The sequence below is a fragment of the Pseudomonas sp. LBUM920 genome (genome assembly GCF_003852315.1).
Taxonomy (GTDB): domain Bacteria; phylum Pseudomonadota; class Gammaproteobacteria; order Pseudomonadales; family Pseudomonadaceae; genus Aquipseudomonas.
The window spans coordinates 2,214,484-2,236,170 of the sequence record NZ_CP027762.1 but is presented as its reverse complement, the minus strand read 5'-3'; the positions used below and the strand labels follow the sequence as shown (position 1 = coordinate 2,236,170).

The window sequence follows — 21,687 nt, the reverse complement described above, 5'->3', positions numbered from 1 at the left end:
GAACAACAAGAAATTTCCTACGTTAACTTCACAAACCTAACTAACCAATAAAGAAACAGCTGACACTAACCCACGCCATCAGCTGCTCTGTCACGATCAGGCTTGAGCCCTGGCAGTCCCGAACAGGCTGACGTTCAGCAGTGTTTCACCCTGGCTTTGCAACCGTACGGGCGCCGTGCCACCTGGCATGACCACGGTTACCACGCCGTCCGTGACCCAACCTGCTCGCCATGCCGCGCACGCCACTGCACTGGCGCTGGTCCCCGAGGACGCGGTGGGACCCTCTCCCCGCTCAAACACCCGCGCGATCAGGTGATTGTCCGAAGATCGGGCAGCCCATTGCAGATTGATTCCGGCACTACAAGGTTGACCACGCCCGAGCGGCGGTGCGAAGGCAATCGCCTGCAACAACCCGAACAGTTCAGGCTGTTGCATCGACCGATTGTCGGGTAACGCGCTGGCGTGCTCGACGAGCGTCACGCAATGAGGGTTGCCCACGCGTACAAACTCACTGCAAGCCCAGTGCGGGTTGATTGCCGCCAACGCGGCCACGTGACTGAACTCACGCTCCCTGACCGCAACCGCATTGACACCCGCAGCGGCCACTGCGCCGGGGCCGAACATCGGTAGCCCCAATGCCAGCCAGAAACCTGCCACCTGTTCGTACAACGCCGGCTCCACGCGGGTGGCAACAGGCGACGCCGTGACCGGCTGGTCATGGTGCACGCGCAATTCACACGTCTGAACGATCAAGCCCTGATCGGTCAACGCCTGCGCAAAGATAGTCAGACCGTTGCCGCTGCGTTCGGCGAGAGAGCCATCCGTATTGACGATCAGCAGGTCGAACGGCGGCGCGGATTGAAATGGCCCGACCAGCAAACCATCGCAACGGTGCGCCTTCGCATTGGCGGGTCGAGGCAACGCGCCCCAGCCGCACTCGGAGGAGATTGCCGATGCTGCCCAGTCCTTGCGAGTGTGCGCCGCCAAGTCAGCGCGCTCGGGCACATCGACACCGCGGCTGCGCAGATAGGCCGGGCTGGCCACCGCGTAGATATTGCCCCGCGCGTCATAGAACTGGGTCATATTGCCACCCGCTTGAAAATCTTCATCGGCTTGTCCGTCCAATTGCCTGCACACGGGACGGCAGCGTATTACAGAACTGTCGATCGGGTCATCCGAAGGGAACCCGGCTCGCTCGAGAGCGCCTGATATGCAAGGATGTCGCGCCGGACATCGTTCGCTGAACGCAAAACCAAGGATTTTTCATGACTGCCATTCCCACTCCAGCGCCCGTGGTTCCCGGGCGACTGGAACAAATGTCGACCCGTATCGCTTTTTTCATCGCCGGCTTCGGCATCGCCGCCTGGGCGCCGCTGGTGCCGTATGCCAAGGCACGCGCGCAACTCAACGAGGGCACGCTGGGTCTGCTGCTGTTGTGCCTGGGAGTGGGTTCGATCATCGCCATGCCGGTGGCCGGTGCGCTGGCCTCACGTTTCGGCTGCCGACGCGTGCTGACGGGCGGCACGATCATGATCTGCCTGGCCCTGCCGATGCTCGCGACGGTCAGCTCGATCCCACTGCTGATGGCCGGGCTGTTTCTGTTCGGCGCAGGCCTGGGCACCGTGGATTCGACGGTCAACCTGCAAGCCGTCATCGTTGAGCGTGCCAGCGGTAAAACCATGATGTCGGGCTTTCACGGCTTGTTCAGCCTCGGCGGCATTGTCGGTGCGGCGGGAGTCTCCGGGTTGCTCGGCCTGGGCCTGTCGCCGTTGCAGGCGACCCTGGTGGTGATCGTGATCGTGGCGGTCGCGCTGCTCAAGGCCGGGCCACATCTGTTGCCCTACGGCAGTGAAAGCTCGGGCCCGGCGTTTGCAGTGCCTCACGGTGTGGTGCTGTTTATTGGCTGCCTGTGTTTCATCGTATTTTTGGCTGAGGGCGCGGTGCTGGATTGGAGTGCCGTATTCCTCAGCGCCGAGCGTGGCCTGGATGAGGCTTACGCCGGCCTCGGCTATGCGGCATTTGCCTTGACCATGACTGCGGGACGCCTGACCGGCGATGCCATTGTGCGACGGCTGGGCGCCACCCGTGTGATTGTTATCGGCGGCTCGCTGGCCACCGCCGGCATGCTGCTCGCCACGCTGTTCCCGGCCTGGGAAACCGCGCTGCTGGGGTATGCATTGGTGGGCGCTGGTTGCTCGAACATCGTGCCGGTGCTGTACACCGCCGTCGGCAAGCAAAAAGTCATGCCGGAGCACATTGCGGTACCGGCCATTACGACCCTGGGCTATGCCGGCATTCTTGCCGGCCCGGCCATGATCGGCTTTATCGCCCACGGCAGCAGCTTGAGCATCGCCTTCGTGCTGGTCGCGATGCTGCTGGCCGGGGTGGCCATCAGCGGCAAAATCCTCAAGGTGTAAATTGCCTGCCGCACACGGCCTGGACGCTACCGGGCCTTGTGCATCTGGTGCTGTTCCAGCCAGCGCTCCAGGCTTTTGTTGCACAGCCAGCCCTCGTGCCTGGAGCGCCCAAACAAGCGCTGGGTATTGGCGCGCGCCAGCGAGCGCAATAATCCTGGGCGCTCGATGATGTTTTTTGCCGTGTATACACAGTGCTCGCTGTATTTCTTCCTGGGCAATCCGGTGGTGGGTTCAAGAATCGGCCTGCCCAGTGAGTCGCTGTCATCGGGGTCATTCATCACCACTTTGAGCAGCGAAATATCCACGTACTCAAAGGTTTCAAAGAACACGGTGCGGTCCTTGAGCGTGTCCCTCAGCTGTTTGAAGTGACCTTGCAACGCCTGCACGACGCTGGCATTGCCCTGGCCATGGAAAGGGTCCTGGCTGAAGGCGTTGGGTGAACTGTTGCCGCGCAATGCGCAAGCGGCTTCCAGGCTGTCGCGGGTGATATAGCCGTCGCAATCGATGATTGCGTCGCTCAGCAGCGGGCGCTTGAGAATTTCCCTGACCACCAGGATCATGCGGTCGCGCACGTTATTCACCCTCACGCTTTTCGGCTGCAAATTGGCGCAGCGAGGACGGCGTCACACAGCCCCCCTCGCTGTAGTTTTCAAACACGTCAAAGTTCTTTCGCAACTCGAGCGCCAGTTGCCTATCGGTGAAGCTCGGGCCCGGAAGCGTGGTGTCTGCGCGAGCCGCTGGCGCGTTCTGCAGCGCCTGGTGCCGCAACGACGGTACGGTAGCGCGCAAGCCGTGCCGCCGCGGCGGCGGCAGGTCTTGCGCAACAGATTGATCCTCGCAAAATGGCTGTGCCACAGGCGGCGGCGAAGGCCAGCGAACCTGCGGGCCGCCCATGGCCGTTGGCAGCATGCGCGGTAATGCACCCTCAATTGTCATACGTCATCTCCCGACCTTTTGCTGATCTGTGCTTGCCTGAAATTCAACACCGAGGTGCTCCGGATCAGTGGGTTGATTGCGTAGGAGCAAGCAACCGATGTGTGGCGAGTTGGGCACGATAGTTCCGGGCAGCGGCTGAATACCAATAACAGCATGTAAAAACCATGAGGCCCTGGGTCAATCCGACTTCCCCCCACGCCAGACAGTTTTCAGGCCATGGATCAATACAGCCCAGGCGCCCGACCCTTTGCTTTCGTTGCGGCTCGCCTCCCCAGGCGCAAGCATGCCGCGGGCGAAATCATCGGCGACCGGTGCCCGGAACTTGCACTGCCCCGCGAGCGCTTTCATGCGCTGCACTTCTGCCGCGTACCCATTCGGCGGGGCCGCAGGCAGAAGGTCATTCGGCAGCTCTTGCCCTGTCACCGCTGTTGAGCGCTCAACGTCGACGCCATGGGCGAAGGTGTCGAGGCCTCCCCTTGGGCAGGGTTGAAACGAAGTTGACGTCATATCCAGGCCCTGATTCACGTTCTGAAAAGACTACCGAGTGCGCTAAGCCGTTGGGCCCATCCAGCGCAGCAAGCGCCACGATGCGTTTGCCGCGCCGATTGCATCGCGCGTACTCAATCAGCGGGACAATGCGACCAGGATTTCAAACACGTTGATCCGGCCATCCGCGTCTGCGTCCATTTTCTTCAGCGAATCGCCGCGGCCCGTAAACGCTTTACTCAGCTGAATTAAATGGTCGATCGACGGAATGCCCGTCATGGGTGTTTTGCCCAGCGTCTGAAGGTCTCTGACGTTGATTTCGTGCCCAACGTAATCTTTCAATTGATTGAAATGGTTAAGCATTTCCTGGGCTATTTGTTTGTCATCCTTGTATTTGAAGGGGTTGTCGTCACGAATGAGTTTAGCCAGGGCGTGCAGGTCGGTTCGACTGCCCAGGGCGTCCATCATGCCGGTACGCCGCAATACCTCTCGGGCGGTGCGAATGTTTTCATTCACGTTGGGATCACTGCCCAGCTGTTTTGCCGCCATGTCTCTGAGGGTGCGAGCACTCAGGGTCTTGGAGTGACTTGATCCGGTGAACGCAGCGAAGTTGTTTAACAGCAACTGCGCCAGTTGGTCATTACTTTTGTGGGAGTAGACGAGGTCTGGTTTACCCGACCCAACCGGCACCGGCGTTGGCGGTACGCCGTTGTGATGAGCATGCGCGTGGGGTCGCTGACTACCAAACCAATGGCCCATTGCGTGTTGAAACTGCTGCATGAAACCCTGTTGCGAGGCCGAGTGATTCATCGCCGGCGCCCAATGATGATGATCACTGTGACCCTGGGCTGTTTGCTGATGAGCGCCAAACACCGGCCCGGAGACGTTGACCGACAGGTTATAACTCACGTTCCCGGCGCTGTGGCTGTCGTAGGACGGCGCAACAGAAAACGCACGGCTGGCCTTGGCCTCGGGCTTTGAATCAGCCAGCGCCGTGTCAGCGGTTGATGAAACAGAAACAGACGTATCGAGAGCCGATACCGACATAAGTGCCTCCAGTGCAAAGGGATCGATTACCAACCTGCCACGCCAGCGTGACGTCGAAGTCGTTCAGGTTTCCCCTGTGTGGCGCATCTGTCGGAATAGGTTCCTGACCCGGCAGCAGGTCGCTTAAAAACCTGTAGGAAAGGCGCAAAAAAAATCGCAGCCCCAGGGCTGCGATTTTTCGTGTCAACGGCAGGTCAGAACCCGACGCTTGCCTGTACGAAGAAGGTACGTGGCTCGCCAAGGTACAAACCCGCGTTGTTGTCGCTCGAGCGCGTGTAATGTTGTTGGTCGAAGACGTTTTTCACGCCCACGCCCAGTTTCAGGTTCGACAGTTGCGCACCAAAGTCATAGCCGCTGCGCACGTTGACCGAGACATAACCAGGAATATCGCCGTACTGGCCATCGGCAGTGCCCTGGGTGATGTAAGTGGTGCCAGTGCCCGGCGCGCGTTGCCCGGACTGGGCATAGACGTCCAGGTTATGGGTCCAGTGATTGATGTCGTAACGCAGGCCCGCCGTTGCCACTTCACGCGAATACAGCGGCAAGTCGCGGCCCTTGAACGGTACATCGCCTTCTGAAGTGGCCTTGGTGTACGTGAAACCGGCGCTGGCGGTCAGGCCGTCCAGGCGCGGGTCGAGGTTCGACAGGTCGTAGTGGGCCGAGGCTTCGACGCCCTGGTGCTTGGTGGCGCCCAGGTTGGTCCAGCCCACGTCGTTGCTGACGTATTGCAACTCGTCCGAAAAGTCGATGTAGAACAATGTCACTTCGCCGCCCCATACGCTGTCGTTGTAGCGCGTGCCGACCTCGTAGGTCTTGGCTTTTTCCGGGTTCAGGCCATCGGCCGTCTGGTTGACCCGGCCACCCTGCCCGATCTGCGCATACTGCAGGCTGCCGAACGAAGTTTCGTAGTTGGCGAACAGCTTCCAGGCATCAGAGATGTGGTACATCACGCTCAACGCCGGCAAGGGCTCGTTGCTCTCGATCTTGCGATTTTTCTCCACGGTGCGCACGCCGTTCAGGGCGACCACCGGGCGATCATGCCAGCGGGTTTCGATGTTTTCGAAGCGGATACCCGGGGTGACGGTCCATTTGCCGATATCGATTTTGTTATCAAGATAGAACGCATTGGCGACGGTGCCGCCGGTGCGGTCCTGGTAAACATGTCCATCGTTTTGGCCACCCGGCGTCGGTACATTGTCGACCAGGTTCAGGCTGCTGGCTTGCTCATGCATGCCTTCTTTCAGGTAGCGGTAACCGAGACTGACTTCCTGAGTGCTGGGGCCCACGTCGAACACATGCGACACACGTGGCTCGATGCCAAAGGTGTAGTAGGTGCGCGGGTAGGAACCGATGGTCTTCAGGTCACGGTTGGCGATGTTGCTGCCCCGGAAACTGTCGGTGTAGTAGGTCAGCACTTCGGCCTGGGTACGGTCATCGATCTGCCGGATGTACTTGAACGATACGTCCTTGCGGCGACCGCTGAAGTTGTCGTAGTCGCGCACCGACTGGTACGGATTGGCGTCAAACTGCTTCTGGGTCAAGCCACCGGGCATGTCGGCGCTGGCGTCGTAGTAGTGGAAATTAAGCGAGAAATCGTCTTGATCGGTCGGCGCCCAGTGAGTCTTGAGGATCACGTCGTCGATGTCATTGGAGTTGTTGCTGTCGCGGTAACCATTGCCGTTGACGCCAGTATAGAGCAACGCAACGCCAATACCGTTGTCGGCGGTGCCACCCACAAAGGCGTTGTCGACGTGTTTCCAGCCACCGTGTTCAGCCGTCTGCAAGGTGGTGCCGACTTCACCGGAGAATGTCTCGGGAATAGCGCGGGTCACGAAGTTGATCACACCGCCGACGTTCTGTGGCCCATACCGCACGGAACCGGCGCCGCGCACCACGTCGATGCTGTCCAGGTTGCCGGCGGAAATCGGCGCCATCGACAGTTGAGGCTGGCCATACGGGGCGAACGCTGCCGGCACGCCGTCGATCAGCACGGTGGAGCGTGGCGACAGGCGCGATGTGAGGCCACGAACGCCGACATTCAGGGAAATATCACTGCCTCCGGTGCCGTTGGATTCCTGCACCTGCACGCCAGGGATACGGCGCAGCACGTCACCGACGTTCATTGCGCCCTGCTCCACCATGGCTTCACGGCGCACCACCGTGCGTGCGCCAGGGTGGTTCTGCACGACGGCAGCGTTCGCATCACCCAACCAGTCGCCGACCACCTTGATGTCGGTGACGCCCAGCTCCAGCGGCGAGCCGGCTTCACCGGTGCCGGTGCCGGTGCTTTGCGGGCGCAGGGTCACAGAACCGGCGTCGATCTGGTAATCCAGGCCGCTGCCTTGCAGCAGCTGGCGCAGGGCTTGTTCGGGCGAGAGGTTACCGTCCACCGCAGGCGCTTGCTTGCCGGCGACCATGTCCGGGTTGAAAAACACTTGCAGGGAAGTCTGCTGGCCCAACTGGCTCAACGCTGCGCCCAAAGGCTGAGCGCGGATGTGGATGCCGTCGCCAGCATAGGCCGCAGGCAGCGCGGCACTGACGGCGAGCGCCAGCGCAAGAGGCGCCCAGCGGGAAATTTTATTGTTGTAGACGGTAAGTTTTTTCACGTCGAACCTAGTCCTGTGATCGCAAGAGTGTGCGGCTGTTAATGCAAACCAGTTGCAGTTGCAGGAGAAGACGAAGAACTCGGAAAAAACCTGAATTTCAGCGAGAAATAATTTCCTGGCTGCCATCAGGCAAGCTGCGCAGGGCGACCGGCAGTATGTGCGGCAAGGCTTTGAGCAAGGCGTCGGTGTCGCGGGCGTTGAACACACTGGTCAAGCGCAGGTTGCTCACCGCCGCCGTGCTGACCCGCAAGGGCTGCTCACGATAGCGCGATACTTCACGGGCCACTTCGCCGAGGGTGGCGTTGTTGAACACCAGTTTCCCGCTGCGCCAGGCGGTCAGTTCATCGGCATTCACCGCATAAGCCGCTGCGACCTGTCCCTGGGAATCGACATGCGTGCCGCGGCCTGCCGTGAGCGTGACCCTCTGATCCGTCGAGCGCCCCTGTACCTTGACGGTGCCGGCCTCGACCACCACGCGGGTCTGGTCGTCGTCACGGCGCACATCGAACCGTGTGCCGGTGACCGTCACCTGCCCTGCCCCAGCGACCACGATGAACGGGCGACTGGTGTCATGCTCGACGCTGAACATCGCTTCGCCTTGCTTGATCTCGACTCCGCGCCGGCCCTTTTCGTAGTGCACCGCGACCACGCTGCGGCTGTTCAGGTCCATGACCGAGCCGTCCGGCAAGGCCACTTGGCGATGCTCACCCACGCGCGTACTGAATTGCGCACTGTAAGGCTTGGGCTGATCCAGCCCGCTGAACAGCCCAAGGCCCAGGGCAATCGCCACCACACTGGCGGCGACGGCGTAACGCACAACGGCACGGCGTCGAGGGCGCTCGACCGGCGCCTCACACAACGCCTGCAAACGCGCCTTGGGCAGCAGGTCTGCGGCGCTCCACATTCCTTGCAGCACATCGAATTCGTATTGGTGCTCGGGACGCTCATTGCGCCAGGCGTCGAAGCGCTGGCGTTCTGCGCTGCTCAAGTCGGCCTCTTGCAGGCGTACAAACCATTGCGCGGCTTCGTCGCGAGCGCGGCTATCCATCATGGAAGGTCCTGTTTCAAAGCGGGTCATGGGGCCATCGCATCCAGGCGGTCACGCAGATGCCGCAAGGTGCGGATCATATACTTTTCCACCATGTTTTTAGACAGGCCCAGGCGCACGGCGATTTCCTGCTGGGTCAGGCCCTCGATTTTCTGCCAGATAAATACCTTGCGGCAGTTGAGCGGCAACTCGGCCAGGGCCCGCTCGATGGAGTCCGCCAACTGGATGGCGTGCATGAAATGCTCCGGGTCGCCGCCGTGGGGCGAGCGCTGGTCAAATGCTTCCAGCGCCAGCGCCTCACGCCGGTCTTCGCGGCGATAGGCGTCAACGGCGATGTTGCGCGCGGTTTGATGCAAATAGGCGCGCGGTTGCTCAACCTCACTGGCACGCGACTCAAGCACCCGCACGAAGGTGTCGTGGGCCAGGTCCTCGGCCTGTTGACGGTTTCTCAGGCGGCGTGTCCAGGTTCCGATCAACTCTTCGTAGTGCTCGAAAAAGCCTGTTCTGCGGGGCGGCTGAGGAGTCATCGAGTGAGCACTGGGGAGGCGGGGCGTGAATAGTAATGCTTCCTATTAAGTGGAGCAATTGCTTCCCGTCGTCCCGCGCCGTTCTCGGCACGTCACCCGCGCCGCAGCATCAGCGCCGCAAGCGCACACAACGCCAATGCCACACAGGCCAGATAAAACGCATCGCTGTAGGCCATCAGAAACGCCTGGTGATGGATGCTCTGGTCGAGCAGTTGCAACGTCGCTTGATGGTCCGGCAACTGCGCCTGCAACACCCCCGCGTCCGGCAGGCGTTGTTGCAGGGCCGAGTCGAACAGCGTCACCGACTCATTGATCCGCGCTGAATGCACACGCTCGCGCACCACCACCAGTTGCGCCAACAACGCCGTGCCGACGGCGCCGCCCAGGTTGCGCAGCATCGAAAACACCGCCGAGGCCGACCCCGCCTCGGCCTTCGCCAGCCCCTGCACGGCCAGCACCGACAAAGCCACCATGATCAGCGGCTGACCGACCCCGCGCACCACAATCGACGGCACGATCACATTGCTCGCGCTGTCGGCGGACAAGTGCGCGCCCATCCAGCACCCCAGCGCCATGATCGCGAAGCCCGACGCTACCAGCAGCTTGGCGCTCAACCCCCTCATCAATCGCGGCAAAAACGGCGCCATCACCAGTTGCACCAGCCCGTAGAGGATCAGGCTCAGCCCAATCTCCCGTGCGTTGTAGCCCTGCAATTGCGACAGGTAATTGGGCACCAGAAACACCAGGCCGAATGTGCTCGCGCCGAACACACACATCGCCACACTGGCCACGCCAAAGTTGTAATGCCCCAACAGGCGCAGGTTGATAAAGGCATGCGCGCCCCACAGTTGGCGCGCGATAAACCCGAGCAGCCCGACCACGGCCAATACACTCATCCACACAATAAACGGCGAACCGAACCAGTCCTTGCGCCCGCCCTCCTCCAGCACGATTTGCAGCGCACCCAGGCCCATCACCATGCACGCGATGCCCCACCAGTCGCCCTGGCGCAACAGCTTGAGGTGCATGGGCTGGCGATCAATCGACCAGGCCACCGCCGCGAGCAACGCAATGCCAGGGAACAATTGCAGGTAGAAGATCCAGCGCCACGAGTACACGTCCGTCAGCCAGCCGCCCATCGACGGGCCCGCAGCCTGGGCCACGCTATTGGCCAGGCTGAACAGGGCCATGCCCAGTGGCACTTTGCTGGGCGGCAGCTCGGTAATGATCAGTTGGAAAGACAATGGGATCAGCACCGCGCCGGCCGCGCCCTGTATCACCCGAATGATGATCATGGCTTGCAGGTTCGGCGCCAGCGAGCACGCCACCGAGGCCAGCAAAAACACACCCGAGCCTAAAAGCATCACGCGGCGCAATGAAAACACCTGCACCAGCCACGCGGTGAGCGGGATCATGATGATTTCCGCCACCAGGTACGCGGTGGAGATCCAGGCCCCCTCCTCGAACGTGGCGCCCAAAGCGCCTTCGATTTCCGGCAGCGCGGCGCTGGTGACGTGCACGTTCATCCCGGCCATGAAGCAGCCGAAGAGCCCGCCGATCACCGCCACCCACGCGCGCAACGACACCTGGGGTGAGCGCGCATCAACCGCCATGAGCAGGCGCCCCACGCGTGTCGACCGTGGCAATCACCGACATGCCCGGCAGGATGCGTGGGCCGTCACCTTCCTGCGCCAGCAGGCGGATCCGTACGGGAAAACGCTGGACGATCTTGGTGAAGTTGCCCGTGGCATTGTCGGGCGGCAATAACGCAAACACTGCGCCGGAGCCTGGGGCGATGCTTTCCACCTCGCCCCGCCAGTGCCGGCCGGCGAAGCTGTCCACCGCAATGTCCACCGACTGCCCAGGCGCCATGCGCTGCAACTGGGTTTCCTTGAAGTTGGCGCTCACATACGCCTGCGCGACCGGCACCACGGCCAGCAGCGGCAGACCAGGCAGTGCGTATTGCTGGCGGCGCGCTTTGCGCTGGCCCACCACGCCGTCAAACGGCGCACGAATCGCGGTGTCCTCCAGCGCGTTACGCGCCAAGCCCACGGCGGCCCGAACTTCGCCGACATGGGCCTGACGTTCTTGCAGTTGGGCCTGGGCCTGTTGGCGGCGCGCCTTCAGCACCTGCAACTGCGCCTGCTGACGCAGCACCTGCGCACGTGCCTGGGCCAGCGCCGCCTGCGCCTGGGCCTGGCTGGCACTCACCGTTTCCAGGTGTTGGGCACTGGCGACCTGCTGCGCCACCAGGTCGCGATAGCGCTGGTAATCAAGGCGCGCGCGTTGTGCTTCAGCCTCACCGCTGGCCAGCGCGGCCTGGGCCTGAACAATACGTTGTTGTTGCTCGCCGGATTGCGCGTCGAGGGTCTGCAGGTTGGCCTGTTGCGCGGTGACCGCCGCTTCAGCTTGCTGCAGCTGCGCCTGGGCACTGTTGAGACGCTCAATAAAATCGCGCTCATCGATACGCACCAACACGTCTCCGGCCTTGACCCACTGGTTGTCGTCCACCAGCACCTGGCTTATATAGCCTGCAACCCGGGGACTGACGGCGACCCAATCGGCGCGCACATAGGCATCGTCGGTCTCTTCCAGGAACTGCCCCGTTTTCCACCAATAGCTGCCAAACAGGGCGATGCCCAGTAACGCAGCCACCGACGCCGTCACCACCAACGTGCGGCGGTGACGTTGCATCAACGTGGGTGCAATGACTTCAACGGCCTGATTCATCGGCGGGCTCCAAGGGTGGCTACGGGTAAGGAAGGTGATGGATCAGGGCGCTGCCAACCGCCGCCCAGCGCCTGGAACAGGTCGATCTGGCGGTTGATCAGGTGCAGGTCGGCCTGAGCCAGGCGTGTTTCGAGGCTGACGCGGTTGCGCTCGCTGTCGAGCAGCGCCAGCGTATCCAGGCCACCGGCCAGGAAGCTGCGGTTGGCCAGGTCGAACGCTCGGCGGCTATGCGCCAGGGCGGCGACCAGGGCTTGGCGGCGCTGCTGTTCGCCTTGGTAAAGCACCAACGCTTGCTCCACCTGCTTGAGCGCGTCGAGCACGGTGGCGTCGAATTGCGCCAGCGCCTGATGCGCTTCGGCCCGCCGCTGGGTGACCTGCGCAAGGGCGATCTGCCGGTTGGGAAACTGCCAGGACAGCAAGGGGCCGATGCCATACACCACGGCGTTGGCGTCCCCCAGTTTGCCCAGGCTGGCGGCCGACGAGCCGAGCATCGCGCCGAAGGTAATCTGTGGATACACCTGCGCGCGGGCCAAGCCGATGGCCGCGGTGGCCGCACGCACCTGTGCCTGGGCGCGGCGGATATCGGGACGGCGTTGCACCAGCGCCCAGCCTTCGCCGACCGGCAACGGCGCCTGCAATCGCGGGCCTTGCTGACAGCTGTGAGCGCTGACTTGTTCCGGCGGCTGACCACTGAGCACCGCCAGTTCATACAGCGCGCTCTGGCGCCGCGCAGCGAACAGCGCCAACGGCGCGCGGGTTTCCTCCAGCAGGCCTTGCAGGCGTGCCACCTCCAGTTCATTGGCGGCGCCGGCCTTTTGCAAACGCTGAGTGACGTCGAGGCTGCGCGCCAACAGGCGCACCGAATCACGCTGCACCTGGGCCTGATGCGCGTAGACGCAGGCCTGCGCATAGGCCCGTGCGGTCTGCGCCGCCACGGTCACCCGCAATTCATCCTCCACGGCGCGTGCGGCTTGCGCATCGGCATGGGCCGCAGCAATGCGGTAGCGCACGGCGCCCCACAGGTCCAGCGTATAGCTCAAGGCAAACTCAGGGGTGTGGCTCCACTGCCCGCCCGCCGACTGGCCCGTCGCCTGGGCCAAGGTCTGGTCATCGCGGCTGCGGCCATACGCCAGGCCATAAGACAACTCAGTGGACGGGCGGCGCTGACCTTCGACCTGCTGCAACAGCGCCAGCATCGCATCGACATGCGCGCCAGCAGCCTCAAGGTGTTTGTTCTCGCGCAGTGCCCGTTCCACCAAGGCATCCAGTTGCGGGTCACGGTACAACTGCCACCAACGCGCCGGCAGCGGTTCGGCGGTTTCCAGGGATAAGATTGCTGCAGGCTGCGCCGTAACCCGCGTCGTAGGCGCGTTGCTGCACCCGGCCAGCGCGCTGATCACACCCACAATGGCCAAGCGGTGGAAGCGGTCAAAAACAGAGCTGGGCATCACAAGGCTCGTTCAGGAAAGGGCCTTGCAGCGTAAAGGTCTCACCTTGGGGATTCGCGCGCGCCCAGGCCATCTATCGTCGCTGAACGGACAACTGCGCAGCGTGGCTCAAGGCCCTGGCCGAAAATGGCTCGGCGGGTAACCCATGGCACGGCGAAACATCGCGCTGAACGCGCTCGGGCTCTGGTAACCGTGCTCCAGCGCCACCTCCAGAATGGGCACGCCCTGGGCCAACAGTTTGAGGCTCAGGGCGAGCCGCGCACGCTGGCGCCACTCGCCAAAGCTCATGCCCAGTTCACGCTGGAAAATCCGACTCAGGGTACGCGCGCTCATGTTCAGCAGGTCGGCCCACGACTCCAGGCTGCTGTCATCGGCTGGGTGGCGGATAAAATGCGTGCACAGCTTGGCCAGGCGCGCCTCCGCCGGCACCGGCACATGCATGGCCACCACGGGCGCGCTGAGCAACTCCATGCGAATCAGCTCGATCAACGCGAGCATGCGCGGGGTGTTCTGCCCTGCAATCAAGGCCGCCGCGACGATCAACTCGCGCAGCAGCGCAGACACTTCAATCACCTGGCACACCCGACCCAATCCGGGCTCCGCATCCGGCGCCAGGAACAGCGTGCGCATGTGCACGTCACCGGCCATGCGGATTTCATGCGACGTACCGGCCGGCACCCACAGCGCATGCCCGGACGGCACCAGCCAACTGCCCTGCGCAGTACTGACCACCATCACCCCCGCCACGCCATGAATCAGTTGCGCCTGGGCATGGCAATGCGGGAGCACCACCTCATCATTACGGTAATTGTCGGCATAGGCTTCAAGCCACGGCCTGGGCGGCGATTGGGCAGTCATAGGCGGGGCTCGCATCAACGGGCCTTGAGTCTAGCGAAAAGCGCACTGGCAAAAACGAGCGAAACAGACAGCCATCGTCGCATTTGAGACAACCGGTGAACTTCCGCCCCGCGCCGCCAGTCAGCTGCAAAGACTCTCTTAAAACGGTGGGTGGGCTATGCAGATCTCGTTGCAGCAACAAGTGGCCCTGGTCACCGGCGCCAGTTCCGGCATTGGTGCAGGCGCCGCCAAGGCATTGGCCGAGGCCGGTGCGGCCGTGGTGCTCAATTACAACTCGCAGGCGGCGCCGGCCGAAGCCCTTGCCGCGCAGATCAACGCCAACGGCGGCCAGGCGATTGCCATCGGTGGCGATGTGTCCAAAGAAGCCGACGTAGAACGATTATTCGCCCAGACCCTCGATGCCTTCGGCCACCTGGACATTCTGGTGGCCAATTCCGGCCTGCAAAAAGACGCCAACCTGGTCGACATGACCCTCGAGGACTGGAACACCGTGATCGGCGTCAACCTTACCGGCCAGTTCCTGTGTGCCCGCGCCGCCGTGCGGATTTTCAATCGCCAGGGCGTGCGCGAGGGCGTGTCGCGTGCCGCCGGCAAAATCATCCACATGAGTTCGGTGCACCAGATCATTCCCTGGGCTGGGCATGTGAATTACGCCGCCTCCAAGGGCGGCGTGGAGATGCTGATGCGCACCCTCGCCCAGGAAGTCAGCGAACAACGCATCCGCATCAATGGCATTGCGCCGGGCGCCATTCGTACGGCGATCAACCGCGCCGCCACCGAAGGCGCGGCGGAAAAAGAGCTGTTGAAGTTGATTCCCTATGGCCGCGTCGGCGACGTCGAAGACGTGGCCAACGCGGTGGTGTGGCTGGCCAGCGACGCGTCCGACTACGTGGTCGGCAGCACCCTGTTCATTGACGGTGGCATGAGCCTTTATCCGGAGTTTCGTGGCAATGGTTGATTTCAAGAACGAACCCCAAAGCGCCATCGATGCCCACGGCATTATTGGCGATATGCGCAGCGCGGCCTTGGTAAATGACCGCGGCAGCATCGACTTTTTCTGCTGGCCGGAATTCGACAGCCCGTCGATCTTCTGTTCGCTGCTCGACACGCCTGAGGCGGGTGTTTTTCAACTCTCTCCCGAACTGACAAACGCACGGCGTGAGCAAATCTACCTGCCCGATACCAACGTGCTGCAAACCCGCTGGCTGAGCGATGAAGCCGTGGTGGAAATCACCGACCTGCTGGTCATCAGTGAAGAAATCGACGACCTGCCGCTGCTGATTCGCCGCGTGCGCGTGGTCAGCGGCAGCGCGAAAATCCAGCTGCGCTGCGCCGTGCGCCACGACTATGCGCGCACGCCGACCCACGCCAGCCTCGCCGACGGTATCGTGTCGTTCACCGCCGACGGCCTGCCTGGCCTGCGGCTGGCGGGCAGCCACGCGATGCAGATCGAAGACGATGCCGCCGTGGCCAGCTTCACCCTGGGCCAGGAAGAAGGCGCTGAGTTCGTGCTCGGCGGCCAGGACGACCCCCGCGTCAACAACGACTGCACCGACCTGGCGCTGGCGCACACCTTGAAATTCTGGCGCGGCTGGATCGCGCAGTCGAATTACCGCGGGCGCTGGCGCGAAATGGTCAACCGCTCGGCACTCGCCTTGAAGCTGCTGACCTCGCGCAAGCACGGCGCAATCATCGCCGCCGCGACATTTGGCCTGCCAGAAACCCCCGGCGGCGAACGCAACTGGGACTACCGCTACACGTGGATCCGCGACGCCTCGTTTACCGTCTACGCCTTCATGCGTCTGGGGTTCATCGAAGAGGCCAACGCTTACATGCGCTGGCTTAAAGGCCGCGTCAGCGACTGCTGCGGTCAGGCGACCAAAATCAATATTCTTTACGGTATCGATGGGCGCCAGGAACTGCCGGAAGCCACGCTTGATCACCTCAGCGGCCACGGCGGCGCCAAACCGGTGCGTATCGGCAATGAAGCGTTTGACCAGGTCCAGCTGGATATCTACGGCGAGCTGATGGACGCGGTGTACCTGGTCAACAAATACGGCGAAGCGATTTCCCATGAAGGCTGGAAACACACCGTGGAAGTGGCAGATCAGGTGTGCGAAATCTGGAACCAGCAAGACGTGGGCATCTGGGAAATGCGCGGTGAGGAGCATCACTTCCTGCATTCGCGCCTGATGTGCTGGGTGGCGCTGGACCGCGCAATCCGGTTGGCCTCCAAGCGCTCGCTGCCCGCGCCGTTTGCGCGCTGGGACCAGACACGCCAGGCGATCTACGCGGATATCTGGAGCAACTTCTGGAATGAAGAGCGCGGGCACTTCGTGCAGCACATCGGCAGTACTGCGCTGGATGGTTCGATGCTGCTGATGCCGCTGGTGCGCTTTGTCGCGGCGACCGACCCACGCTGGCTGTCGACGCTCGAAGCAATCCAGAAAAGCCTGGTGCGTGACGGCATGGTCTACCGCTACCGCAACGACGACAGCCAGATCGACGGGCTGCAAGGCACCGAAGGCGCATTCGCCGCGTGTTCGTTCTGGTACGTCGAATGCCTGGCGCGCGCCGGGCAAGTGGAGAAGGCCCACCTGGAATTCGAACAACTGCTGCGCTACGCCAACCCGTTGGGCTTGTACGCCGAAGAGTTCGACAGCCAGGCGCATCACTTGGGCAATACGCCGCAGGCGTTGAGCCATTTGGCGCTGATCAGCGCGGCGACCTTTCTGGACCGCAAGCTCAGCGGCGAAAAGACCACCTGGCAACCTTGAGCAGGCCCGACGCACAGCCGCGGCATTTCCACCTCAAATACTGAGGGCCGCCTGTGCGAGCAGGCGTGCTCGCGAAGCGGGAGTGTCAGTGACTGCCTGCAGAGGCTGACACATCGCATTCGCGAGCAAGCCCGCTCCCACAGGTGATCGGGTTCAGCTTCCTGCTGTTGATTTTGACCTGAGGCGCCCCGCTGAACCCCGCAGCGTGCACAATGGGCAGCCCCCGAGCTGCCATCAGGAACCTCATGCGCCAGGTATTGTTGATCATCGACGTGCAACCTTCTTTCAACCCACCTGCGTGGCTGGTCGATGGCATCAACGCCCTGCTCGGGCGCCTGCCATCGGTGGCCACCGTGGAGCGCCATGACGAAAGCATCACCCCCTTCACCCGCCAACTGGGCTGGCAACCCGCGCCGGATGACGACAGCCTGATCGCAGCCGAGCGCGTCTTCATCAAACACGGCTATGCGCCGACACCCGAAACCCTGGACTACCTGAAAAGCCTGGTGCCGGATCGGGTGCTGGTGTGTGGCATTCAAACCGATACGTGCGTGCTGGCGGCCGGGTTCGCGTTATTTGACGCCGGCTTGCAGCCGACGCTGATCAGCGATTTGACCGTGGGCTCGTCGCTGGACCGGTCGGGAACACTGGGCGTGGATTTGTGGCGGCACCATTTTGGATGCGTGATTGATCGGGCTCAGGTGATGGCGACGACCGGCTCATGAACCCATTCCCGACGCTTGCCACCCAGCGCCTGCGCCTGCGCGAATTGCGCGCGACGGACGCCCCCGCCCTGTTCGCCATCCACCGCGACGCTGCCAACATGCGCTGGTTTGGCGCCGACCCGATGACCGACCTCGTCCAGGCCCACGCGCTGATCGACACCTTCGCCCAATGGCGCACCCAGCCCAATCCCGGCACGCGCTGGGGGATTGAACGGGACGGCGAACTGATCGGCAGCTGCGGCCTGTTCAAATGGAATCGCGCCTGGCACAGCTGCGCCCTGTCCTGTGAACTGGCGCCCGCCGCCCGTGGCCAGGGCTTGATGAGCGAAGCGTTGCGGGCGATGCTCGATTGGGGCATCGCGCACATGCACTTGCATCGGGTTGAAGCCATGGTGCATCCGCAAAACACCGCGTCACTGGCATTGTTGGAACGCCTGGGCTTCATCGCCGAAGGAACGTTGCGAGAAGCCGGGTTCTGGAATGGCCAACGGCATGATCTGATGGTGTTGGGGTTATTGACGCAGGCTTGGCCCGAGCATTCACTGAAAAACCGCTGACTTGCTAAACAGCCCAAACCTCAAGGCAATCATCCGTGAAACCCTCGCGCAAAAGGCGTGGCTCATTTGAACCCCATCGTCTGCGCCTCATGCGCCTGCTGGAGGCATCGGGCGCAAGACTGTATCGCGGGCCTTTGGCGATTGAGGGCGGGCAGTGGATGGCTCAGGTGCGCGATCCGTGGGGCAATTGCATCGGGTTGCGTCAGGTCGGGCTAGACAAGTCAAACGACTGACTTGATTTACACTCCGTGCCGTCACGGGTTTGAGCTAGAGTTGCAGCTACTTTGGCCAGTCGATAAGCGCCCCTCATGACTACGCTCGCCCCGCTGCTATACGTCCGTACGCCGATGCTGGAAATCGCCTACGAAGCCCACGGCCCCGAAGACGGCGAACCGGTGATCCTGCTGCATGGTTTCCCCTACGACCCGCGTGGCTACGATGAGATCGCGCCGGCCCTGGCCGATCGCGGTTGCCGGGTGTTGGTGCCCTACCTGCGTGGCTATGGCCCAACACGGTTTATCAACGCGCAAGTGATGCGCTCCGGCCAACAGGCGGCGTTGGCCAAGGACCTGCTGGATTTCATGGATGCCCTTGGCATCGCGCAGGCCACGCTCGCCGGTTACGACTGGGGCGGACGCGCCGCGTGTATCGTCGCCGCTCTATGGCCGCAACGGGTACGCGGGTTGGTGACCGGGGATGGCTACAACATCCAGGACATTGCCAAGTCGCTTGAGCCACGCGCGCCGGAAAAGGAGCATCGGTTGTGGTATCAGTTTTACTTTCACACCCAGCGTGGCGTCGACGGTCTGAGCGCCAATCGCCGTGAGTTCTGCCAGTTGTTGTGGCGGCTATGGTCGCCGACCTGGGCTGAGGGACCGGGGCTGTATGGCCGCACGGCGCCGTCATTTGATAACCCGGACTTTGTCGACGTGGTGATTCACTCCTATCGCCACCGGTTCATGTACGCGCCGGGCGACCCGGCGCTGGAGGCGATCGAGCAGGCACTGGCCGCGCAGCCGCCGATTCCGGTGCCGACAATTTCGCTGTGCGGCGCTGATGACGGCGTAGGCCCGGCCCCGGCGGTGGATGACGACGAGGAACATTTCAGCGGTTTTTACCGACGCGAAGTCTTGCCCGGTGTGGGTCACAACATTCCTCAGGAAGCGCCACAGTCCACGCTCAGGGCGATCTGCGAATTGCTGGATCGGGCCTGAACGTTACCGGGCAGCTTTGATCCTGAAACTGAACACGCTGCCCTGCCCCTCCACGCTTTCTGCCCAGATCGTGCCGCCGTGGGCTTCGATGATGCCGTGGGAAATGTACAGGCCCAGTCCGCTGCCTGTGGGGTTACCCTCGCGCGACGTCCAGTAGCGCTCAAAGATGAAGGGCAATTGCGCCGCGCCGATCCCTGCGCCGTTGTCGCACACGCGAAACAGCACTTCATCGCCGGCCGCCTGGGCAATCACCTCGATCGTCCCGCCGACGTCGGTGAACTTCAAGGCATTGCCAAGCAGGTTGGAAAACACCTGGAACAGACGCTCCGAGTCGGCCTGGATCAACAACCCAGGCTGAGCATGCCACGTCAGGTTGACGCCTTTGGCCGCCGCCAGCGGATGCCACATCAACCCCAGCTGTTCCAGGCTCGCACTCACCTCCAGCGGTTGCAGGGTTACCCGGTAACGCCCGGCTTCTATGCGTGAAATGTCGATCAAGTCTTCCAGCAAGGTGTTCATGCGCGCCGTCGCGGTTTGCATGGTTTGAATGGCCGTGTTCAGCCGCAGGGTTGCGCGAGTATCGTCGACCGGCACCATTTTGCGCATCATGCCGCATTGCATCAGCAGGATGGTCAGCGGGCTGCGCAAGTCGTGGGAGACCACTGCGACCAGTTCGTCCCGCGCACGCACGGCGGCATGCTCGCGCTGCACCTGCCGGCCCAGGTCATGCTCAAGAGCGTGACGGCGCAAGGCCTCTACGGCTTGCAGCTCCGAGGCAGACCACTGCAGCGCCTTGCCGTCGACCTGCTGTTTCCAGCGCTCGAATGACAGCCTCGGGCTCAACCCGGCCGTTTGCGCGTCGCGGTGTTTGACCGGTTCGCCGCTCCAGTGCACCGACGTCTGGACCTCGGGACGAAACCATATCACCGCGTTGTCCACCGGCTTGGGCAGGCGAAAGGCCAACAGGCCGCTGGCATAGGTTTGATAGGCAGCCGCTGGCGCAAACTGCGCAGACACTTGGTGAGTGGCCACCACGCCTTTGCCCTGCTGCTCGATCCAGGGGTACAACGCGCGTATCTGGGTTTCATTGGGGCAAACGCCAAAGCGATGCAGGCGCTTCTCCACCAGAATCGCCAAGCCATCGGCGGCAGCCAGGTTCAACAGGGTTTGCGCATAGGGCAACAGGCTCTCCATGACGTCGCCCGTGTCCGCCGCCATGGCGGTGACCAGCGCGTCGATCATGCTGGCTTTTTCCTGTTGTTGGCGGCGCGCGTCCTGGTCTTGCAATGCGTTGATCTGCATCGACAATAACTGACCGATGCTGGTACACGCGGTGCGCAACTCATGGGGCACGCGCAGGGGTTCGCGATGGCCGCAGGTGATCAGCCCCCAGAGCTGATCATCCTTGAGCAAAGAGATGCTCATCGACGAGCGCACGCCCATGTTTTTCAGATAATGGCAGTGCACCGGCGAGACGCTGCGCAACACCGCAAAACTCAGGTCCAGCGCTTGACCCGTGTCGGGACGCAGGGCCGGCAGGATCGGCACCGGCGTGTACGTCGCGTCGGGGATCACCCGGATCCAGTTCAGGCGGTAGAGTTCGCGGGCTTGCGGCGGGATATCCGAAGCCGGAAAGCACAGCCCCAGATAAGGTTGCATGCCGTCGCTGAGGGATTCGCCGATGACTTTGCCGTGGCCTTCCTGCTCGAAGCGGTACAGGGTGACGCGGTCGTAGCCGGTCAAGGCACGAATCTCGGTGACGCAGGTTTGGTACAGCCCCTCGAGGGTCTTTGCCGACTGCAGGCGCCGCAGGGTGCGAGCCACGTGCAGCGCGGCGGAATGTCCGGGCATTACGGAGCGCTCCAGCTCCAGAAACAACAAGCCCTGGTGGCGGTGCAGCAACGCGTCAAACAGGCTGCCATTGAGCGTGACCTGATGCAGCTCGTCCTCATCGGCGTCCAGGTCGGCGAGCGCATGATGAACCCGGGCCAGCGCGTCATCGCCGATCAGGCTGCCCAAGGCCTGCCCGGACAACGGGCCCGGCCCCAGGCCCAGCTCGGCATTCAGGTTGGCGCTGGCTTGCAGCACCACCAGCGTCGGCTCGCTCAAGGTCAACAGCACGCCGTGGGGCTGGATTGTCCCGGGAATATGAATCGGCTCGCTCGCGCAATCATCCGGCGAGGGACTGGCGCTGATCGCAGACACTGGTTTCATGAGAGACGTCACGCCGGGGGGCGGAGGGAGTAACGGCGCAGAGGCAGGCGCCCACTGCGGAAGGTAATCGCGTCAACATAGCACCTTGATACAAATG

The 21,687-nt window shown here is 62.6% G+C and carries 18 protein-coding genes; 6 read left to right on the top strand and 12 right to left on the bottom strand.

Annotated elements, in window-relative coordinates; genetic code table 11:
- Positions 1 to 96: 96 nt before the first annotated feature.
- Entirely contained in the window at positions 97 to 1,083 is a 987-nt protein-coding gene (locus tag C4J83_RS10420) for a diaminopimelate epimerase (RefSeq protein ID WP_124416952.1), read from the bottom strand.
- A gap of 182 nt (positions 1,084 to 1,265) precedes the next feature.
- Between C4J83_RS10420 and C4J83_RS10415 the strand changes: the two genes are divergently transcribed.
- The gene (locus C4J83_RS10415; RefSeq protein WP_119739399.1) at positions 1,266 to 2,417 is read left to right on the top strand and encodes an MFS transporter; all 1,152 of its coding nucleotides are present in this window, start codon (positions 1,266 to 1,268) and stop codon (positions 2,415 to 2,417) included.
- Positions 2,418 to 2,443: 26 nt separating this feature from the next.
- Here C4J83_RS10415 and C4J83_RS10410 read toward each other — a convergent pair whose 3' ends face one another.
- The 10 genes from C4J83_RS10410 to C4J83_RS10365 all read right to left on the bottom strand — a co-directional run bounded on the left by C4J83_RS10410 (position 2,444) and on the right by C4J83_RS10365 (position 14,103).
- Positions 2,444 to 2,998 carry a type III secretion effector protein gene (locus C4J83_RS10410; RefSeq protein WP_237266704.1) on the bottom strand — a complete coding sequence of 185 codons (555 nt, stop codon included), beginning with the start codon at positions 2,996 to 2,998 and terminating at the stop codon, positions 2,444 to 2,446.
- Positions 2,991 to 3,353: a hypothetical protein gene (locus C4J83_RS10405; protein WP_124416951.1), complete on the bottom strand. Its 363-nt coding sequence runs from the start codon at positions 3,351 to 3,353 to the stop codon at positions 2,991 to 2,993. Before C4J83_RS10405 ends, C4J83_RS10410 begins: the two co-directional genes overlap by 8 nt.
- A gap of 624 nt (positions 3,354 to 3,977) precedes the next feature.
- Positions 3,978 to 4,886 carry a hypothetical protein gene (locus tag C4J83_RS10400; RefSeq protein ID WP_124416950.1) on the bottom strand — a complete coding sequence of 303 codons (909 nt, stop codon included), beginning with the start codon at positions 4,884 to 4,886 and terminating at the stop codon, positions 3,978 to 3,980.
- A 194-nt stretch (positions 4,887 to 5,080) separates the two neighbouring features.
- Positions 5,081 to 7,492, bottom strand: a complete 2,412-nt coding sequence (locus tag C4J83_RS10395) for a TonB-dependent siderophore receptor (protein ID WP_124416949.1) — start codon at positions 7,490 to 7,492, stop codon at positions 5,081 to 5,083.
- A 97-nt stretch (positions 7,493 to 7,589) separates the two neighbouring features.
- Entirely contained in the window at positions 7,590 to 8,543 is a 954-nt protein-coding gene (locus C4J83_RS10390) for a FecR family protein (RefSeq protein ID WP_106580063.1), read from the bottom strand.
- Positions 8,544 to 8,566: 23 nt separating this feature from the next.
- Positions 8,567 to 9,067 carry a sigma-70 family RNA polymerase sigma factor gene (locus C4J83_RS10385; protein ID WP_119739385.1) on the bottom strand — a complete coding sequence of 167 codons (501 nt, stop codon included), beginning with the start codon at positions 9,065 to 9,067 and terminating at the stop codon, positions 8,567 to 8,569.
- Between the two features lie 92 nt (positions 9,068 to 9,159).
- On the bottom strand, positions 9,160 to 10,680 hold the full coding sequence (locus C4J83_RS10380; RefSeq protein ID WP_124416948.1) for a DHA2 family efflux MFS transporter permease subunit: 1,521 nt from the start codon (positions 10,678 to 10,680) through the stop codon (positions 9,160 to 9,162).
- Complete coding sequence (locus C4J83_RS10375; protein ID WP_124416947.1) at positions 10,670 to 11,797, bottom strand: HlyD family secretion protein; 1,128 nt, start codon at positions 11,795 to 11,797, stop codon at positions 10,670 to 10,672. Before C4J83_RS10375 ends, C4J83_RS10380 begins: the two co-directional genes overlap by 11 nt.
- Positions 11,794 to 13,245 (bottom strand): efflux transporter outer membrane subunit, encoded by a 1,452-nt coding sequence (locus tag C4J83_RS10370; protein ID WP_124416946.1) that lies wholly within the window; start codon positions 13,243 to 13,245, stop codon positions 11,794 to 11,796. Before C4J83_RS10370 ends, C4J83_RS10375 begins: the two co-directional genes overlap by 4 nt.
- A 108-nt stretch (positions 13,246 to 13,353) precedes the next feature.
- Complete coding sequence (locus C4J83_RS10365) at positions 13,354 to 14,103, bottom strand: AraC family transcriptional regulator (protein WP_124416945.1); 750 nt, start codon at positions 14,101 to 14,103, stop codon at positions 13,354 to 13,356.
- A gap of 157 nt (positions 14,104 to 14,260) precedes the next feature.
- Between C4J83_RS10365 and C4J83_RS10360 the strand changes: the two genes are divergently transcribed.
- The 5 genes from C4J83_RS10360 to C4J83_RS10335 all read left to right on the top strand — a co-directional run bounded on the left by C4J83_RS10360 (position 14,261) and on the right by C4J83_RS10335 (position 19,376).
- Entirely contained in the window at positions 14,261 to 15,061 is an 801-nt protein-coding gene (locus tag C4J83_RS10360) for a glucose 1-dehydrogenase (protein WP_106580057.1), read from the top strand.
- Positions 15,054 to 16,880 carry a glycoside hydrolase family 15 protein gene (locus C4J83_RS10355; RefSeq protein ID WP_124416944.1) on the top strand — a complete coding sequence of 609 codons (1,827 nt, stop codon included), beginning with the start codon at positions 15,054 to 15,056 and terminating at the stop codon, positions 16,878 to 16,880. The genes C4J83_RS10360 and C4J83_RS10355 overlap by 8 nt, the downstream gene beginning before the upstream one ends.
- 245 nt (positions 16,881 to 17,125) lie before the next feature.
- A complete protein-coding gene (locus tag C4J83_RS10350; protein ID WP_124416943.1) occupies positions 17,126 to 17,605 on the top strand; it encodes a cysteine hydrolase family protein in 480 nt (159 codons plus the stop codon).
- The gene (locus tag C4J83_RS10345; protein WP_124416942.1) at positions 17,602 to 18,162 is read left to right on the top strand and encodes a GNAT family N-acetyltransferase; all 561 of its coding nucleotides are present in this window, start codon (positions 17,602 to 17,604) and stop codon (positions 18,160 to 18,162) included. The genes C4J83_RS10350 and C4J83_RS10345 overlap by 4 nt, the downstream gene beginning before the upstream one ends.
- A gap of 308 nt (positions 18,163 to 18,470) precedes the next feature.
- Positions 18,471 to 19,376: an alpha/beta fold hydrolase gene (locus C4J83_RS10335; protein ID WP_124416941.1), complete on the top strand. Its 906-nt coding sequence runs from the start codon at positions 18,471 to 18,473 to the stop codon at positions 19,374 to 19,376.
- Positions 19,377 to 19,379: 3 nt separating this feature from the next.
- Here C4J83_RS10335 and C4J83_RS10330 read toward each other — a convergent pair whose 3' ends face one another.
- The gene (locus C4J83_RS10330; RefSeq protein ID WP_124416940.1) at positions 19,380 to 21,590 is read right to left on the bottom strand and encodes an ATP-binding protein; all 2,211 of its coding nucleotides are present in this window, start codon (positions 21,588 to 21,590) and stop codon (positions 19,380 to 19,382) included.
- Positions 21,591 to 21,687 lie beyond the last annotated feature (97 nt).